This window comes from Cupriavidus sp. FW216-B1, assembly GCF_058789195.1.
The window spans coordinates 783889-798468 of the sequence record NZ_JBYTEL010000001.1; the positions used below are offsets into that span (position 1 = coordinate 783889).

Below are 14580 nucleotides of genomic sequence, written 5' to 3' on the forward strand. Positions count from 1 at the left end.
CACCGGTTCGCATCACGCTCGCCAAGCGCAGGGGTGAGCATCGTCAACCCGCTAGTGAGGGAGAGTCTTAACGTGCCAGGAATTACACAAACTCCCGTCAACGGCGACCTGGAGTTCTCGTGCTTCGCATTGCGCGCCCCCATACGCCGGCACAACATGCAGTCAGAGGGCTATACCGCTGCTTGCCGTTGACCATCCCCAGCGACGAGCGGCTCAGAGCCGCAGCGGGCTCAATGAAAGCCGTAATCGATCAGTTGCCTGCCCGCGACGAAGCGCCCATCGTTGGAGGGTGCGCCGAGAACCACAGCGAAAACACGTCGCATCGCTTTGCCCTTGGCCACCGAGCGCTTTGCCGTGACCGCCAGGCAATAGCCTGCCTTGGCAGTATGGCCCGTCTTCAGGCCATCGATAGTTGGATCGTCCAGCAGCCGATTCTTGTTGTGTCTGGTGAAGCTGCCATAGCTGAAATCCCGCTGAGCGGAGAAGGCCAGGTAGACCGGAAAATCCTCCGTCAAGCGCACCGACAGGTGGGCAATGTCTCGGGCAGTCGAGTAGTGGTTTGGCGTGGTAATGCCGGAAGGGGTGGCGAAGTGACTGGCACTCAGCCCTAGACGATTGGCGTAATCGTTCATTTTCCCTAGAAATGCGTCCTCCGACCCGGCGACCGTACGGGCCAGGACCATTGCCGCATCGTTTGCTGAGACAACAATGAGACCCGTCAGTAGGTCCTGAATGCTGATGATCTGGCCGGCCTGGAGGCGCATGGTTGCCTCGTCGCCGCCCACATGAGCAAGGTCGCTGGCCTCCACACGCACCAACTGTTCCCACTTGATCGTGCTCGCCTTCAGGGCGTCAAGCACGACGTAGGCTGTCATCATTTTAGTTAGCGACGCGGGCTGTAGACGCTCGTCAGCATTCTTCTCGAGCATGACGCGATGCGAGCCGCTGTCGAGCAAAATGTAAGAGCGTGCTGCAATCTGTGGAGCCTGCGCGGCCGTTGCGGGGAGGGGGAGGGCGCCGAAAGCAAATGCCGAGGCGGCAAGAAAACGAGTGAAGCGCAAAAAAGGCATCAATGAACTGTCGTGCGTGGGCCGAGGCGTGAGGCCGCCTCGAGGAGAGCATTGTGTAGGTGACTACGCCTGGGCGGAGGACGCTAGCTGGACGCACCGTTTTGCAAGGACATCAGTTGGGTCCACTAGTGCGACGCTCGCGCTTCCGACCGGGAAGCTGTCGGTCTGCGAGAAAACGAGCGGGAGTTCGGTGCAGCCGAGGATCTGGACTTGCGCACCCTTATTTTGGAGGTGCTCGATGGCTGCCCGAAGCGACGCTGCACAGTGCCCCTGCGTGTAGCCAGCCTTCACGCCTGTCGGGCCATAGATTGCCTCCATCACCATCGCCTGGAAGTCGGGCGACGGTGTGATCAGTTCTAGCTGCCCTGCGGCAGCATCGTGATATACCCGACTCTCCACCGTGCCCGACGTCGCAAGAAGTCCAACTTTCGTTCCCTTTCCATACTTGCCGACGATGTGTCCGATGGTTTCCGTCAGCATGTTGACGATCGGAATCGAGAGATGCGGCTGAATCCGCTCAACATACGCATGGGCGGTATTGCAGGGGATCGCAATGGCGTTTGCCCCCTCAGATTCCAGACGTTTGCAGGTTGCGTAGAGTGCAACTGTCGGGTCCGCTTCGTGGCGCAGCAGATTTGCCGTGCGATCCGGGATTTGCGGATTCTGCTCCACGACCATCTTAATGTGATCCTGGTCCTTGGACGCGAGATTGGGTCGCCAGTGATCGGGAAGTTCTCCAGTGCCCTCAGCGTATGAATGCCGTAGTACGCGTCTGCCGGCACCTCGCGGTAGCCAAGCAAGTCATGCTCGCGCCGCGTTCCCTTGAAATCTTGTTGAATAGCCATCGCATTCCTCATCAGTGCGCCTTGTTTGCCAACCGGATTCTAGGAGCGCAATGGAATCCACTTTATGAGGATGTAAATTGAAACTATTCCATACCAGAATAGTTTTGCTTGGAGCGCCACATAGCGCACTTTATGCTGTACTTTGATGATCAGGATTCGCTTATTTCTTGCGTTTTCGGTCCATACATGGGGTTTACGTGGGCGTTCGGCTGCCCACTTGGGTACGTGTGACCCTCAGCGGCAAAGAGGTGCCAAATGCAACTGAAGTGGATCGAAGATCTTTTGGCGATCGAACAGACGCACAGCTTCTCCCGGGCCTCAGAGCTCCGATTTGTTACGCAATCAGCACTTTCTCGACGCGTAAAGTCGCTGGAAGATTGGGTTGGCGTCGAATTGGTAGACCGAGGCACCTACCCGGTCGAATTGACGCCTGCTGGCCGCAGGTTCTGCGAGCAAAGCAAAGAATCCGTCGGTGCCATTACGGAACTGCGTTCGGAACTGCGCCAGGAGGCAAAGATGCCAGGCCGTTCCATCCAGATCGCCGCCGGCCATACGCTCTCGTTGACGTTCTTGCCAAGGTGGTTGAAGCAGTTCCACCAACAAACCGGTGATTTCAATGCGCGAGTCGTCGCAGCGAACGTTCACGATGCCGTCGTCGCATTGGCTGAAGGCAGTTGCGACTTGATGATCGGCTATCACCATCCACTCGTGCCGATCCTGCTCGACCGCGACAAGTTCGCCGGCATCACGTTAGGCCATGAGGATTTCATCCCTGTATCTGCGCCAGACGACCGCGGCAAACCGATCTTTTCGCTGCCGGGCACGACCGACGCTCCGCTCCCGTACCTCGCGTACACGGCCACGACATTCATGGGACGCGTTGTCGATATGATCTTGAACAGCGCCGACGCACCGTACCATCTGCGTAGCTGCTACGAGGCGGACATGGCGATGTTGCTGATGAAGATGGTGGTCGAGCGATACGGCGTTGCGTGGTTACCGGTAAGCGCGGTTGCGGAGGAGATCGCAGCGGGACGCCTCGTCCAGGCGGGCCACGACACCTGGACTGCTCAATTGGAAATCAGGTGCTACCGGGCGATTGCCAACGCCAACCCTACGCTGCAAGACCTGTGGCAGTCATTGGACAATACTTCATCGTGTGAACACGTCGAAGATGATGCTCCAGTCTGAACAAGCGGCGAAGGGAAGGGGAGTCGCTGGGACCTGTTGGCAGAATGCGGGGAAGCAATGACCGCGGAATGGTTGCAAGGGTCATCCGTCGACACAGAACTAGAAAGGCCTACAGAATGCGCGCGTTCGAGATCGAGATCTCAAAGCCAACGAATGCTGACAGCTTCGAAAACATGTGCACGGATGTCTACGGTGTCGTGTTCGACGATCCGACTCCAAAGAGGAACGGCAGATCAGGGCAGAAGCAGGGCGGTGTAGACATTTTCGTTACATCAAGAGCCGGTCGAATTGGCATCCAGTGCAAGCGGTATGTCGATGGCGGGGTGACCACCAAGACAATTGATGATGAGGTTGCCGCGGCCGACGCGGCGGGTTGGAAGATTGTCCGCCTCATAATTGCCACGACAGCTGCAAGCGACACGGCGCTCGTCAAGCACGCACAGGAAGTCAGCGACCTTCGGCAGGCCAATGGCCAATTCTTGGTCGAAGTGGAATCGTGGACCGAGATATGCAACCACATCCAACGATACGACGCATTGCATCCGAAATACTCCCCAAACAGCGCGGGCGGTGCCATTGCGGTGCTACGTGAGCAGGGAGAAAGGACTGGGGCGCAGATCGCTGCCATGCCTGCGACGATGGAAGCAACATTCAAGGCGGCACTATTGCAGATGTTGCCTACAGGTCGGACAGATTCACCGAATGGGCTTGTGACGAGGCAGCTTGACAAGGTGAACGACCTGCTGCGCGGCCTGAAATTTCAGGCTGCGCAGGAGTTGCTTGCCACTCTCGAAACCGAGATCGCGAGCTTCGACAGACATCAGAAGGCGCGCTGGACTCTTCAGAATGGCATTGCACACTGGCAACAGAATCGTGAGGAGGTCGCTGCTGAGTGGTTTCTACGTGCCTATGACCTGTTTTGGGATGACGAGCGCATCGCCGCTAACAAAATCCGAGCGCATATCATCCAGGGAGACCTCAAGCTTGCCAACGCTGAAGGGGCACGCCTGCTAGGCCTATTCCCGCTTTCGCTCCATGTTTGGCTAGCGGCTACCAATGCTCGAATCTGCGAGAACGAGGACTTGACGGAAGCCGAATTGCCGGCGCGCTTCAGAGAAGAAGCAGATGCGCTGCAAATGATGGCCTACGCCTTTTATCGGCAACAGAGCGACTTGGCGGTAACCTACGCACGGCGAGCTTTACGCGCAAAGGATGCAGGCCTTTTCACCCGCAAAGGGGCCGCAGGCATCATCGTTAGCGTCGCAGGAAAGGACGGGATTTCCGCGGACTTCGACGCCTACGCCGAAGATTTGCGTGAGGGTCTCGATGAGGTAATCGCCGCGTTCGAGCCTGCGGCAACAGAACTATGGCGGATCGAAAATAGCCAGCACAGGGCCGAAGCTGCCTCGCACGTGGCGCTTGCCCACATGCTAACCGGCAAGCCTGGCGTGGCGCTCGCCATATGCGAGCGAATCGAAACGGAAATTCCTGAGTATGCCGATAACGTGGCCGCCCTACACATCGGATCCTTGCTCTTCCTCCGCCGGCACGAGGATCTTGTTAAATTTTCCATAGCCCACCTCAATGCGCTGGACGAAGACGGATTGCTCCTTGCGGCCGAAACGGCCGCAAACCGAGGCGAGTCCGAGGCATTTGCTCGCATCACTCACGCATTGCGCGAGCATGCGCCGGACGAGAAACCGGTTGTCAAGCTGCTTGAAATGGTGTGCGCGTGCAACTCCGGCCAATCCGAAAAGGTGGTCAAGGAAGTCAGTGAGACGCCCGCTGATGGCCTTGATCTGATTACACTCAGCGCCTTTGCGGGGCTGATGCTCAATGCCGGCCGTGACAGCGAAGCGCTCCGGTTTGTCGAGGTCATAAAGAAGCGAGTCTCCACCCATTCGAGTTCGCGCGAGCGTCTGATCGTCGCGGATATTTTGATTCGCGCCGATCAGTTCTCCGACGCCGTCGGCCTCTTGGAGTCGGTGGACCCCAGCGGCCGCAGCCTACCAATTCAGACGCGACGACTGCGTGCCCTATTGTTTGGTGGGTACCGGCGAAAGTCAAAAGACCTCCTGGAAAAAGTGCCACCCGAATGGCTTTCAGATGACGCCTTCCGCCGCCTAGCGATGGGCGTCGCACAAGAAGCCAATGACTGGAGCCAGCTCGAACTGCTTGCGAGACTGCATCGCGAGGCCCATCCAGAGCGGGCGGAAGCATGGGTCTTTTGGTACCAAGTTGTTCTTCATACCAGACCACCCGCACAAATCCGAAACGCCTTCAGCGAGGCGCCCGAGCGTCTTACGGGGACCCTGAAGCAGATCGCGCACTTGGCGGCGGCAGAGTTGCAGTATGGCAAGCCAGAGGTCGGGTACGCGCGGCTTTATCGCATGTTCCGCTCGAACATGGACGACGTCAGTGCCGCCTCCTCCTATCTAATGGGAGTTTTGATCGGTCACCGAGCCAGACACGGTAGAACACACTTTCCGGAGGTGAGGCCTGGCTCCATGGTGACGCTTGAGGGCGCGGACAGGAGCATCGTAAAAATCGTGATCGATCCTGCAGGCATGACGGATCTGCCGAAATCTGCGAGATTCCTTGCTGCGGACAGCCCGCTGGCGAAAACGATGCTAGGACTGGCATGCGGCGACACCGTTGACATCGAGGGAACGTTCGATGTTCGCAATTTCACGATTCGTGAGATCAGTGATGCTCATCAAGGACTGGGCGAGTACGCGCACGAACTCTTGTCGAAATCGCTAGAACCCGCGCCTGGTCTGCAGCTCTTCAGCCTGACCGAGAAAGAGGATGGGAACCTGGATGTCTCGCCCATCCATGACCGACTCAAGGCGCAAACGCAACGTAGCAAATCGGTAATGGAGCAATACGCCGAGAGCAAGCTTCCGCTTGGCTTGTGTGCGCAAATGCTCGGCGCCGACGGCATGCAAATGGTCTTCAGTTGGGACCAGCGCAACCCTCCGCTCGCAAGTGGTGTCACCACAGCGCCAGAGCTTGAGGCCGCAAGTGCATTGTTGCTCGACCAATCGTTCCCCGTTGTGATGGACGCGCTCACGCTGGCTGAACTTGTCCGCTTTGGACAGGGTGATCTTCTCTCAGTGTTGCCACGGGTGTATGTTTGCCGGGGGACCTACGATCGATTCAAACAAGCGGAAGTCGAGGCGTTGGATTCTCGCGCAGAGGGACATGCGGCCGATATAGATGGGCAGTTCGCATTCTTGCCTATCACGGAAGAGGCTCGCAAGTGGAAGGCAAGCCAATATACCGAAGCATTGAGGCTAATGGACGAACACTGCGAAGTTTGCCCGGTGTATGGGCCGGAGCAAATGCCTCACGAACTCATCCTTCTAAAGGATCTTCTCGATACAGATACCTATGACGCGCTCGCGTTGTGCCTCGAAAAGGGGGCAGCCTTGTTCTCGGTGGATGAACGCCTTAGGAACTGGGTCTATGGAGTGTTTGGTATCAAGGGTGTGTTCCCCTATCTCGTGGCGATGAAGGGCTTGCAGGACGGCAAGATCTCACGTGGTGATCACGCAGAGTTCGCCCTCAACTCGGCGCTGCACAATCGCACCGTTTTCGCCCTTCATGCAGATGACGTCTTTTGGGGACTCCAGCAGCCGCAGATGGCGGCGCGGACGCTTGAATTTGTTGCCACCCACCTCGCAACCGCGCTCAATCGCCGGTACGCGATCGGCCTAGCGCGCGACCTGATTCAAGGAATGCCAAACGTGTCCATGCAGTACGGCGCAGTTGTAGAGTTCGTGAAATTTATCGCCAATGGCTTGTTTCGCAGAAAGGATAACGTCACAGGAATGCGCGAGGGCTTTGCCCGATGGTTGCGGCAAGTAGCGGACATGTTGTTTGCTTATACCTCGCCGTATCCCGCTACACGAGAGATTCCCAGGGAAGACAAGGCTGAATTTCTCAACGTGCTGGAGCATGGCTTAGAAACGGGAATTGCATTGGCCGGGGAGGGCGGCGCGATAGAGCCGCCCGCGATCGGAGCGCTCTATTGCAGAACCGGCTTCGTCGTTCATCAGCCAAATGCGAAAGCGCTCACAAACGTCACGGTGTCACCGGCAACGGCAAGCTAATAGGACGGCGACGGGTCAACGCGTAGGGCAGGGCAGGCCAGCTTTCGTCGCATCACCTATACGTTGCGCATGAATGACGCACGTGCATTTGGCAATCCGCTGATATCGTGGCAGCAATGCGTGGCTAGTAGTCAATCATAAGCGTTCTGCTCGCGTCCACCGACGCTTTGCCGTGACCGCCAGGCAATTGGCTGCCTTGGCAGTGCGGCCCATCTTCAGGCTATCGGCGGCAGTTGGAATCTGCCCCCGTCTGCGAGATAGATGAAGCCCTGCTTCGCGATGGCATAATGGAAGCAGGCCTAGCCTACGAGGCCACCCCAATGTCTCATTGGTGGCCGCCAAAAGCCCGCGCAAGCGGGCTTTTGTTCGTCTCTATGGCTCAGAATTGCGCTGAAGGCGAACCTGAGCACTCGAGCGTGGCGCGATGTGTGAACGAGAAATAGCAGTTAGAGGATTTTCAGATTCAGCGCTAGTTGGCGGCGGCACAACACTCCACAGGCTCGTATAGCCGGTAACCCAGCCAGTGACAACGATGCCGAGACTATTCGCGTATCCATATGCCGAATGGTGGTGCCCTGGGCGGGTGCAGCGGTGCCGATATGCCGTAAGCTAAGCACTCATCCTTGGGATTGCGTAGACATTTTGCCGAGAATCTACGTTCATTCGACGATACGTGACCCTCAACCAATGGGGAGTTGCCTTCCTAAAACGGGCAGCTTCATCCGGATTTTTGTGTTCGATCCTGTCGGCAACGAGGTTCACGGCGTTTTTTACTATTCCATAGATTGAGTCCCGGCCTAAAGGAACAGCTTGCTCGTCTCCGTGGAGCCGGGATACCAAGGGCGTTGCTGACGGAGGAGGAGGAATGTGGATACCACGTGCCGCCAAGTATCTGTAAATGGCATACTTGGCCGAAGGATTCAGGACAATCTTCCTTGCCTGCTGCCCGCTCGCGTTCCTTAAAGAAAGCGACCACGTTTCATCTCCGGAGCTTGGTGACTTGTAGCAAAACAAATCGGACAGGCGGATACAGGCCAACTCCTCCCCGCGGATGCCAGTGTTTCCCATGAACCGAATTACGAAGAGCATCCGCTCGGCCTCGTCATGCGCTGGATGTCCGACTGGAAACTTCTCGCACTCTAACTCGAGCTCTCGGAGTAATCGAACAAACGACAAAAGGGGCAGGGATCTCGAGGGCTTTGTGGATCCCATGGCACTTTTCTTCCGACGGATTCGTCGCTCGCGGAAGAGGTTATATTGGATGTGCCGGAAATCGACCAGAAACGAAAATAAACTTTCCAAGACGCGAAATGCGAATGAGCAGCTCGCGTCCGACAAAGCTCCCTCGAACGGCCGCCAATCTCCGGCAGTACGACGCCGATTGCGCATTCCGCACCAGGAGTCTGGAGGATCCCGGAGAAATGCATCATAGAAGTCTAGGTCTGACGGGGTGATTTCGGCCAACAGCTTTCGATCGATGAAGAGCGCCCAGCAGTAAAACCTATGGACTTCCTTCTCATAGGCACGCTCCGTAGCATGGGTAGCAAATCCAGACAGCCACTGCAGTACAGTCCCCAGCTCCTGATACGCGCCATCATGTAAAGCGCGATCGACGGGATCGCAAGGATGCCCTGGTTGGCATAGAGTTCGGAGATCCCTCAGGGAAGAAGGAAACGGTGAGATGCTTAGCCCATCTTCTTGAGCGGCCATGTAAACTCCTGCGGCACGTATGCGTTGGACATCATCGCACGGGTCGAAGGCATTCGGCCGATAACAAAACTGTGGGCAGTAAGGGATGCAAATGAAAAAGTATGTTTGTTTTGGCGCGTATGAGCCGAAGAGCATTCGGACACGTATTTACGTCGCGATCAAACATAGTTTTGCGTCTTTCGACTCGCCGGGGCTGGGTTTCAGTTCCGGATTGCATATTTAACATAACAATGATTATGCGCATATGAATCCGTGGAGGCCGGATAGAAATATAGCTCCCGTAGGCTAACGCGAACATGCCGATGCTCCGATCTGTTTGAAGCCCGGACACCACACCGCCCCCGCAAAAACAACCGCACCCCGGAGGTCGACCGACCATCCGGGGTGCGTTGTCCTGCGTCGGCCTTACTTGCCGGGCGAGCCGACCTCGGTGGGGTCGCCAGGCGCGGCGAAGGCATTCAGTTCACCGGCCACCGCCGCCTTATAGGCCGGCGCCGAGGTGGAAACGCCGTCCCAGACCGCCGAGGTGTTTGCCGTTCCGCCGAACGCGGCGCCGGCATGGCTGGCCGCGGTGAACGTCACGCCGGTGGAAGGCGCCGAAGTCGGGACGCTGACCGTCGATCCGTCCGCCTGCGTCGTCGTGACCGCCGAGCCCTTGTAGTTGAAGGCCGTCACCACCTTGCCCTGCTGGTCGAAGAGAACCACCATGTCCTCCTTGCCCAGGCCGATGCCCTTGGCGCCCATTGCGATGACCGGCGTGGTCGCATCCAGGCCCCAGGCCGTCTTGAACGCGGTGGCGTCAGTCGTGTTGACCACGACCAGGCGCCCGCCCGCGGGAATGACCGTGCCGGAGGGGAACAACTCGAAGTTGTTGGCATCCGTGGCGGTCGCGTGGTCGTCGCTCCACTTCCAGCCGGACAGATCGGCCACTGCCGTGCCGTAGTTGTAGATCTCGAAGAAGTCGACGCCGGAGGGCGTGCTCTCGTTCGAGTTCACTTCGCTGACCAGCACGGTCGGGACCACGGGTGCCAGTGAGACGGTGCTGAAATTGAATGCCGTGGGCGAACTGATGCCGTCGAAGGCATTGCCCGAGGTATCCAGGACGGCACCGGCATCCACGCGGACATCGTAGTTGATGCTGTTCTGCAGCGGCGTGCCGGGCGTGACGATGACCGACGAGCCGCTGAACTTGACCTGCGCCGTGTCGGTGACCGGAATGGTGCGCGTATCGCCGGCGCTTTCGATCACGATGTTGCCCACTCCCCTGCTCACCGTCTCGTTGAAGTTCAGCGAGATCGAGGCGTTCGCGGCGACATTGGTGGCATCGTCGGCCGGCATGGTGCTGGCGAGCTGGGGCGCCACGTGGTCGGCTTCGCCCACGGTGGTGAAGGACAGCGCGGCGGCGTTGGAGACGGCCGGCGCGCCGTTGATGACGCCATCGGCGTAGCTGATGGTGTACTGGGAACCCGGCGCCAGATCGACGGCGGGATTGATCTTCACGACCTTGCCGCTGATGGTCACCTGCGCGTCGCGCACGGGAATCTTGCGGACATCCTTGGCGCCGTTGCTGAGGACCACGAAGCCGTCGCCGGCGGTCACGTCCTGCGGGAAAGTCAGGTAGAGGTTGCTGCCGACGCCGACCGCGTCCTTGTTCTTGGTCGGCGTGAAGACGGCCAGTTCGGGACCGGTGCCATCGCCCTTCTCGCCCACGGCGTAGAGGTTGCCGGCCGGGTCCATCGTCACGCCTTCGTTCTGGGCGGCGCTGCCCACCGCCAGGCTGCTGTGGACGTTGCCGGCCCGGTCGACCTTGACGACTTCGCCGTCGGGCCCGCTGATGACGACGAGGTTGTCATAGTCGGGCGCCGTCGACGGCAGGATGTTCGACAAGGCAAACACGTCGTTGTGCGAGGACAGCCCGGTCTTGGTGGGATCGAACAGGTCGACCGAATTGTCGGTGGTCGGCGAACCGTTCGACGCCGTGCCAGCAGCGAAATCGATCGTGGTCTGGAACAGCCCGATGGGCTGCTTTTCCTTCGCGAAGATATAGCCGCCCGTCATCGGGTCGTAGCTGACCCCTTCCAGGCCGATGTTGCCAATGGTCGTGCCCAGCTTGACGGTCTTCGCGCCGGTGCCGTCCAGAACGGTGTTGGGAACGTAGCTGAACTGGTCGACTTGCCGGAAGCGCTCTTCCACCAGCACGAACTTGTTGCCGCCGATCCAGGAGATGCCTTCGGTGTCGTAGAAATACGTGCCCTGCGGCTTGGTCGCGTCGGCGGCCAACTGCATGGAGTCGATCAACTGGCCCTGCTTCGTGACCTGCGTGATCGAGGTGCCGCCATCGCCGATGACGAACAGCGTCCCGGTGTCCTGGTTGTAGGTCACGCCGGACGCCTCCGCGGCCAGCAGGTTGGCTCCGGTCCCTACCGGCAGCGCGTACTTGCCCGTCGAGTAGTAGTTCTCCAGCTCGTAGGTATCTTGCGCAGCCGCGAAGGAAAGCGCCGGCGCGCTGGCCGCGGGAGTCTGGGCGCTGGGGCCTGCCGGGGAGGAGGACGGGGAGTCACTGCCGCACGCGCTCAGGGCAAGCGCGAGCGCGGTCAAGGGGAAGACCAGTCTCCGGGTTTTGAATTGTTTTTCTGGGGTTGCCATAGTCGGGATGGGAGCGGTTGTTACAATTAGAAACAGGCATATTAATGGTCTTATATGTCACTTTTGCTTCAGGGAAACAGAATGGCGCCCGACCGCCTGAAGCCCGCCTGCCTGAGTGGCCGCCCGAATGGGGCACAACGGAAGACCGGCATCGGCAGTGAAACCGCTCCCATCCCGCTCCCATCCTGGTCGCATCAGGCCCGTGTCACCACCGCCCTGCACCACCCCCCACGACGGCGCCCGGATACCCCGGCCGCCGATGTCCATCCCGCCAAGTGTGCATCACGCCATATTTGTCAATTCCACCTTTGGCGGGGTATCAGGTCGAAAACCGTTGCGCGAGACTCGACGCCGCCTGGCATTGGCCTGACAGCCCGTGCCGGCCGGAGCGCACGCCAGAGCCAAGGGAGTCAAGGGTCGGGAACCTCCCGGTGTGCGCGACAGAAATCAACCAGATAAGAGACATTCAGGGATGAAATCGAAACTTGTTTTGGCGGGGCTGGCGGCTGCCGTGCTTTCCGCGTGCGGCGGCGGTTCGGGGGATAGCGCAGCAACTGCGCCTGCGCCCATTACCACCAAGGTCAGCGGCACTGCCGCGGTGGGCGCGGCACTGGCCAACGTCACCGTGCAGGCCAAGTGCGCGGTGGGCGGCGGCAGCGCCACGACGGCCGCCGACGGCACCTTCACGATCAACATCGCCGACGCCAAGCGCCCCTGCGTGCTGAGCGCGGTGGCGCCGGACGGCACGGTGCTGCATTCGGTGGTGGAAGCCGGCACGGACACCAGCGTGGTGGCCAACATCACGCCGCTGACCGAACTGGTCACGGCCGCGCTGGCGCAAGGCAGCACGAGCACGTTCTTCGACCAGTTCGACGCCAACGCCCAGGCACGGCTGACCGCCGCCAACCTGTCGACCTCGACCGATACCGTGCGCCTGGCGCTGACCGGCCTGGTCGACATCTCCGGCACCGACCCGCTCAAGGGCGCGCTGGTGGCGGCCAGCGGCGGCAAGGCCGGCAACGCGCTGGACCAGTTGCTGGACCAGCTGGCCGCGCGCCTGGCGACGTCCAAGGCCACCGTGGCCGACCTGTCCACGGCCATCGGCAGCAACGCGGGCCCGGTGGCCATCGGCACGATCCTGCAGAAGGCCTCCGCCACCTGCGCGGGCCTGCGCACGGGCAAGTATTTCGGGCTGCGCGCCGGCTACTTCTCCTCGCTGACCGTCGATGCGGACGCGCTGACCCTGACGGACAATTCGCCGCTGACCAGCATGATCTCGGCTTCCGTCGTGAATCCGACGTGGCCGCTGGCGCCGGCCGTGAACGATGCCTGCCGCTTCGACGTCACCGGCACCCCTTCCAGCCTGCTGGTCTCGAAATCGGGCGTGTCGCTGCTGATCCCGAGCGCCGGCGCCGTGGCGGCGCCGAATGGCCTGCTGGGCTTCGTCGTGCCGGCACAGCAGCTGCCGCTGGCCGACCTCGCCGGCAACTGGAATGCGCTGGCTTTCCAGAGCGCCGACAACGGCAACACGTACGGTACGTCACGCCTGACCTTCACGCTGGACGCCAACGGCAAGATGACGGCCGCTTCGAGCTGCGACGACGATAACGCCTGCACGAGCTGGGGCGCCGGCGAGCTGGCCACGCTCACGGCCAACAACGACGGCTCCTTTGCGGCGACCAGCAACGCCGGCACTGGCCGGGCGGCGGCGTTCAAGGGCACGGACGGACTGGTGTCCGCGGTGATCGGCCAGTCGAACGGCCTCATCGTCGCCACCAAGCAGGTCGTGCGCGCCCTGCCCGTTGCCGGTTCGACCAACTCGTACTGGGACTATGTGGCATTTGCCGACCTCGCCAGCCAGTTTGGCGTCTGGAGCACCACGATCACCAGCGTCGATCCCAAGACCAGCACGTACACGCGCACCCGCATCGACGACAAGCGCGTCGACGCCTGGACGCAGAACGTTCCGGTAAACGGCCTGCGCTATCGCGCCAAGGGCAGCGCCGCGGACGAACTGATCGCGATGTCGCTGGGCAACACCGGCGTGGGCGTGAACATCGGCCTGCACGTCACGAAGCCGTACCTCGACATTTCGGTGAATCGTCCGTGATGTCCTGCCCGGCGGCCATGCGCCGCCGGGCGGATTCCACATGGACAGGCTGGACAGCCCGCTGCGAAGCGGGCTTTTTTTTCGCCGGGCCGGCGCGGACCGCGCTAGTCCTCGGAAAGCTCGCAGAAGCGCAGGCGATTGCCGAATGGATCCGCCACCTGCAGTTGCCGTCCCCAGCCGAGGGCTTCGATGGCGGGCTTCGCATATCGATACGGCTTCGATTCCAGTTCGCGATGGAGCGCATCGATGTCATGGACCGGCACGAACACCGTCGATCCAGGCGTCGCGTCGCCGTGGTGCTCGCTCAGGTGCAGCGTCAGGCCGGAGCGCCTGACCTGCATGTACAGCGGAAAGTCGTCGCCGAACCGATGCTCCCACTCCAGCGAGAAGCCGAGGTAGTCCAGATAGAACTCCCTGGCCTTGTCGATCGAGAAGATGCGGAGGATCGGAATGGCGGCGGACAGATTCATGGCTTCAGCGGATCGGGAGACTGGCGGACTGGCGATGATGGATGCGGGCCGGGAACCTGCAAAGCTCGGGCAGCGACCGGGCGCCCGCGCCCGGTCTTGCGTCACCTGCCTGCCTCATCGTTCTCCCAGCTGCCGCAGCCGCGCCCTCAGCGTCTCGATCTGCTCCAGCAGGTCGAGTACCACGGCGGTGCCGCCCACGCTCAGTTCGAGGTCGTGCATCAGCCGCAGCGCCGTGCGCGTGCGTTTCAGGGCCGAGCCGTCGAAGCGCCATTGGCGCGGGTCCTCGCCATGCGCGGGGATCACGCCCTCCGCCACCAGCGCGGCCACCTGATCCGTTTCGGCCCGGCAGGCCACGCTTAGTTCGACCAGCGTGAACTGGACCTCTTGCTCCACGAGAACGCCCTGCAAGCCGGGCATGCCGTT

General features: G+C 60.4%; 7 protein-coding genes and 1 pseudogene. 3 read left to right on the forward strand and 5 right to left on the reverse strand.

What is annotated here, in order from left to right; translation table 11 throughout:
- Nucleotides 1-230 precede the first annotated feature (230 nt).
- Together AC3WXD_RS03370 and AC3WXD_RS03375 are read right to left on the reverse strand one after the other, a co-directional pair.
- Entirely contained in the window at nucleotides 231-1070 is an 840-nt protein-coding gene (locus AC3WXD_RS03370) for a D-alanyl-D-alanine carboxypeptidase family protein (protein WP_052495066.1), read from the reverse strand.
- 63 nt (nucleotides 1071-1133) lie between these two features.
- Nucleotides 1134-1760, reverse strand: a pseudogene (locus tag AC3WXD_RS03375) (aspartate/glutamate racemase family protein); the annotation flags it as partial.
- Nucleotides 1761-2170: 410 nt separating this feature from the next.
- On the opposite strand from AC3WXD_RS03375, the gene AC3WXD_RS03380 reads away from it, so the two are divergent.
- Both AC3WXD_RS03380 and AC3WXD_RS03385 read left to right on the forward strand, forming a co-directional pair.
- Nucleotides 2171-3106: a LysR substrate-binding domain-containing protein gene (locus tag AC3WXD_RS03380; protein ID WP_052495059.1), complete on the forward strand. Its 936-nt coding sequence runs from the start codon at nucleotides 2171-2173 to the stop codon at nucleotides 3104-3106.
- Nucleotides 3107-3222: 116 nt separating this feature from the next.
- A complete protein-coding gene (locus AC3WXD_RS03385; protein WP_043355224.1) occupies nucleotides 3223-7221 on the forward strand; it encodes a PIN domain-containing protein in 3999 nt (1332 codons plus the stop codon).
- 2115 nt (nucleotides 7222-9336) lie between these two features.
- On the opposite strand, the gene AC3WXD_RS03390 is transcribed toward AC3WXD_RS03385, so the two are convergent.
- Complete coding sequence (locus AC3WXD_RS03390; protein WP_492323019.1) at nucleotides 9337-11529, reverse strand: SdiA-regulated domain-containing protein; 2193 nt, start codon at nucleotides 11527-11529, stop codon at nucleotides 9337-9339.
- 520 nt (nucleotides 11530-12049) lie between these two features.
- Here AC3WXD_RS03390 and AC3WXD_RS03395 point away from each other — a divergent pair.
- Nucleotides 12050-13687 carry a hypothetical protein gene (locus AC3WXD_RS03395; protein ID WP_059411681.1) on the forward strand — a complete coding sequence of 546 codons (1638 nt, stop codon included), beginning with the start codon at nucleotides 12050-12052 and terminating at the stop codon, nucleotides 13685-13687.
- 104 nt (nucleotides 13688-13791) lie between these two features.
- Here AC3WXD_RS03395 and AC3WXD_RS03400 read toward each other — a convergent pair whose 3' ends face one another.
- Nucleotides 13792-14157, reverse strand: coding sequence for a glyoxalase superfamily protein (locus tag AC3WXD_RS03400; protein ID WP_020202528.1), 366 nt, complete (start codon nucleotides 14155-14157; stop codon nucleotides 13792-13794).
- 114 nt (nucleotides 14158-14271) lie between these two features.
- On the reverse strand, nucleotides 14272-14550 hold the full coding sequence (locus AC3WXD_RS03405) for a chaperone modulator CbpM (protein WP_197090336.1): 279 nt from the start codon (nucleotides 14548-14550) through the stop codon (nucleotides 14272-14274).
- Nucleotides 14551-14580: the final 30 nt, after the last annotated feature.

Coding starts and splice junctions, on each gene's coding strand:
- AC3WXD_RS03400 (WP_020202528.1), bottom strand. CDS start 14,157: ATGAATCTGTCCGCCGCCATTCCGATCCTCCGCATCTTCTCGATCGAC.
- AC3WXD_RS03385 (WP_043355224.1), top strand. CDS start 3,223: ATGCGCGCGTTCGAGATCGAGATCTCAAAGCCAACGAATGCTGACAGC.
- AC3WXD_RS03395 (WP_059411681.1), top strand. CDS start 12,050: ATGAAATCGAAACTTGTTTTGGCGGGGCTGGCGGCTGCCGTGCTTTCC.
- AC3WXD_RS03380 (WP_052495059.1), top strand. CDS start 2,171: ATGCAACTGAAGTGGATCGAAGATCTTTTGGCGATCGAACAGACGCAC.
- AC3WXD_RS03370 (WP_052495066.1), bottom strand. CDS start 1,070: ATGCCTTTTTTGCGCTTCACTCGTTTTCTTGCCGCCTCGGCATTTGCT.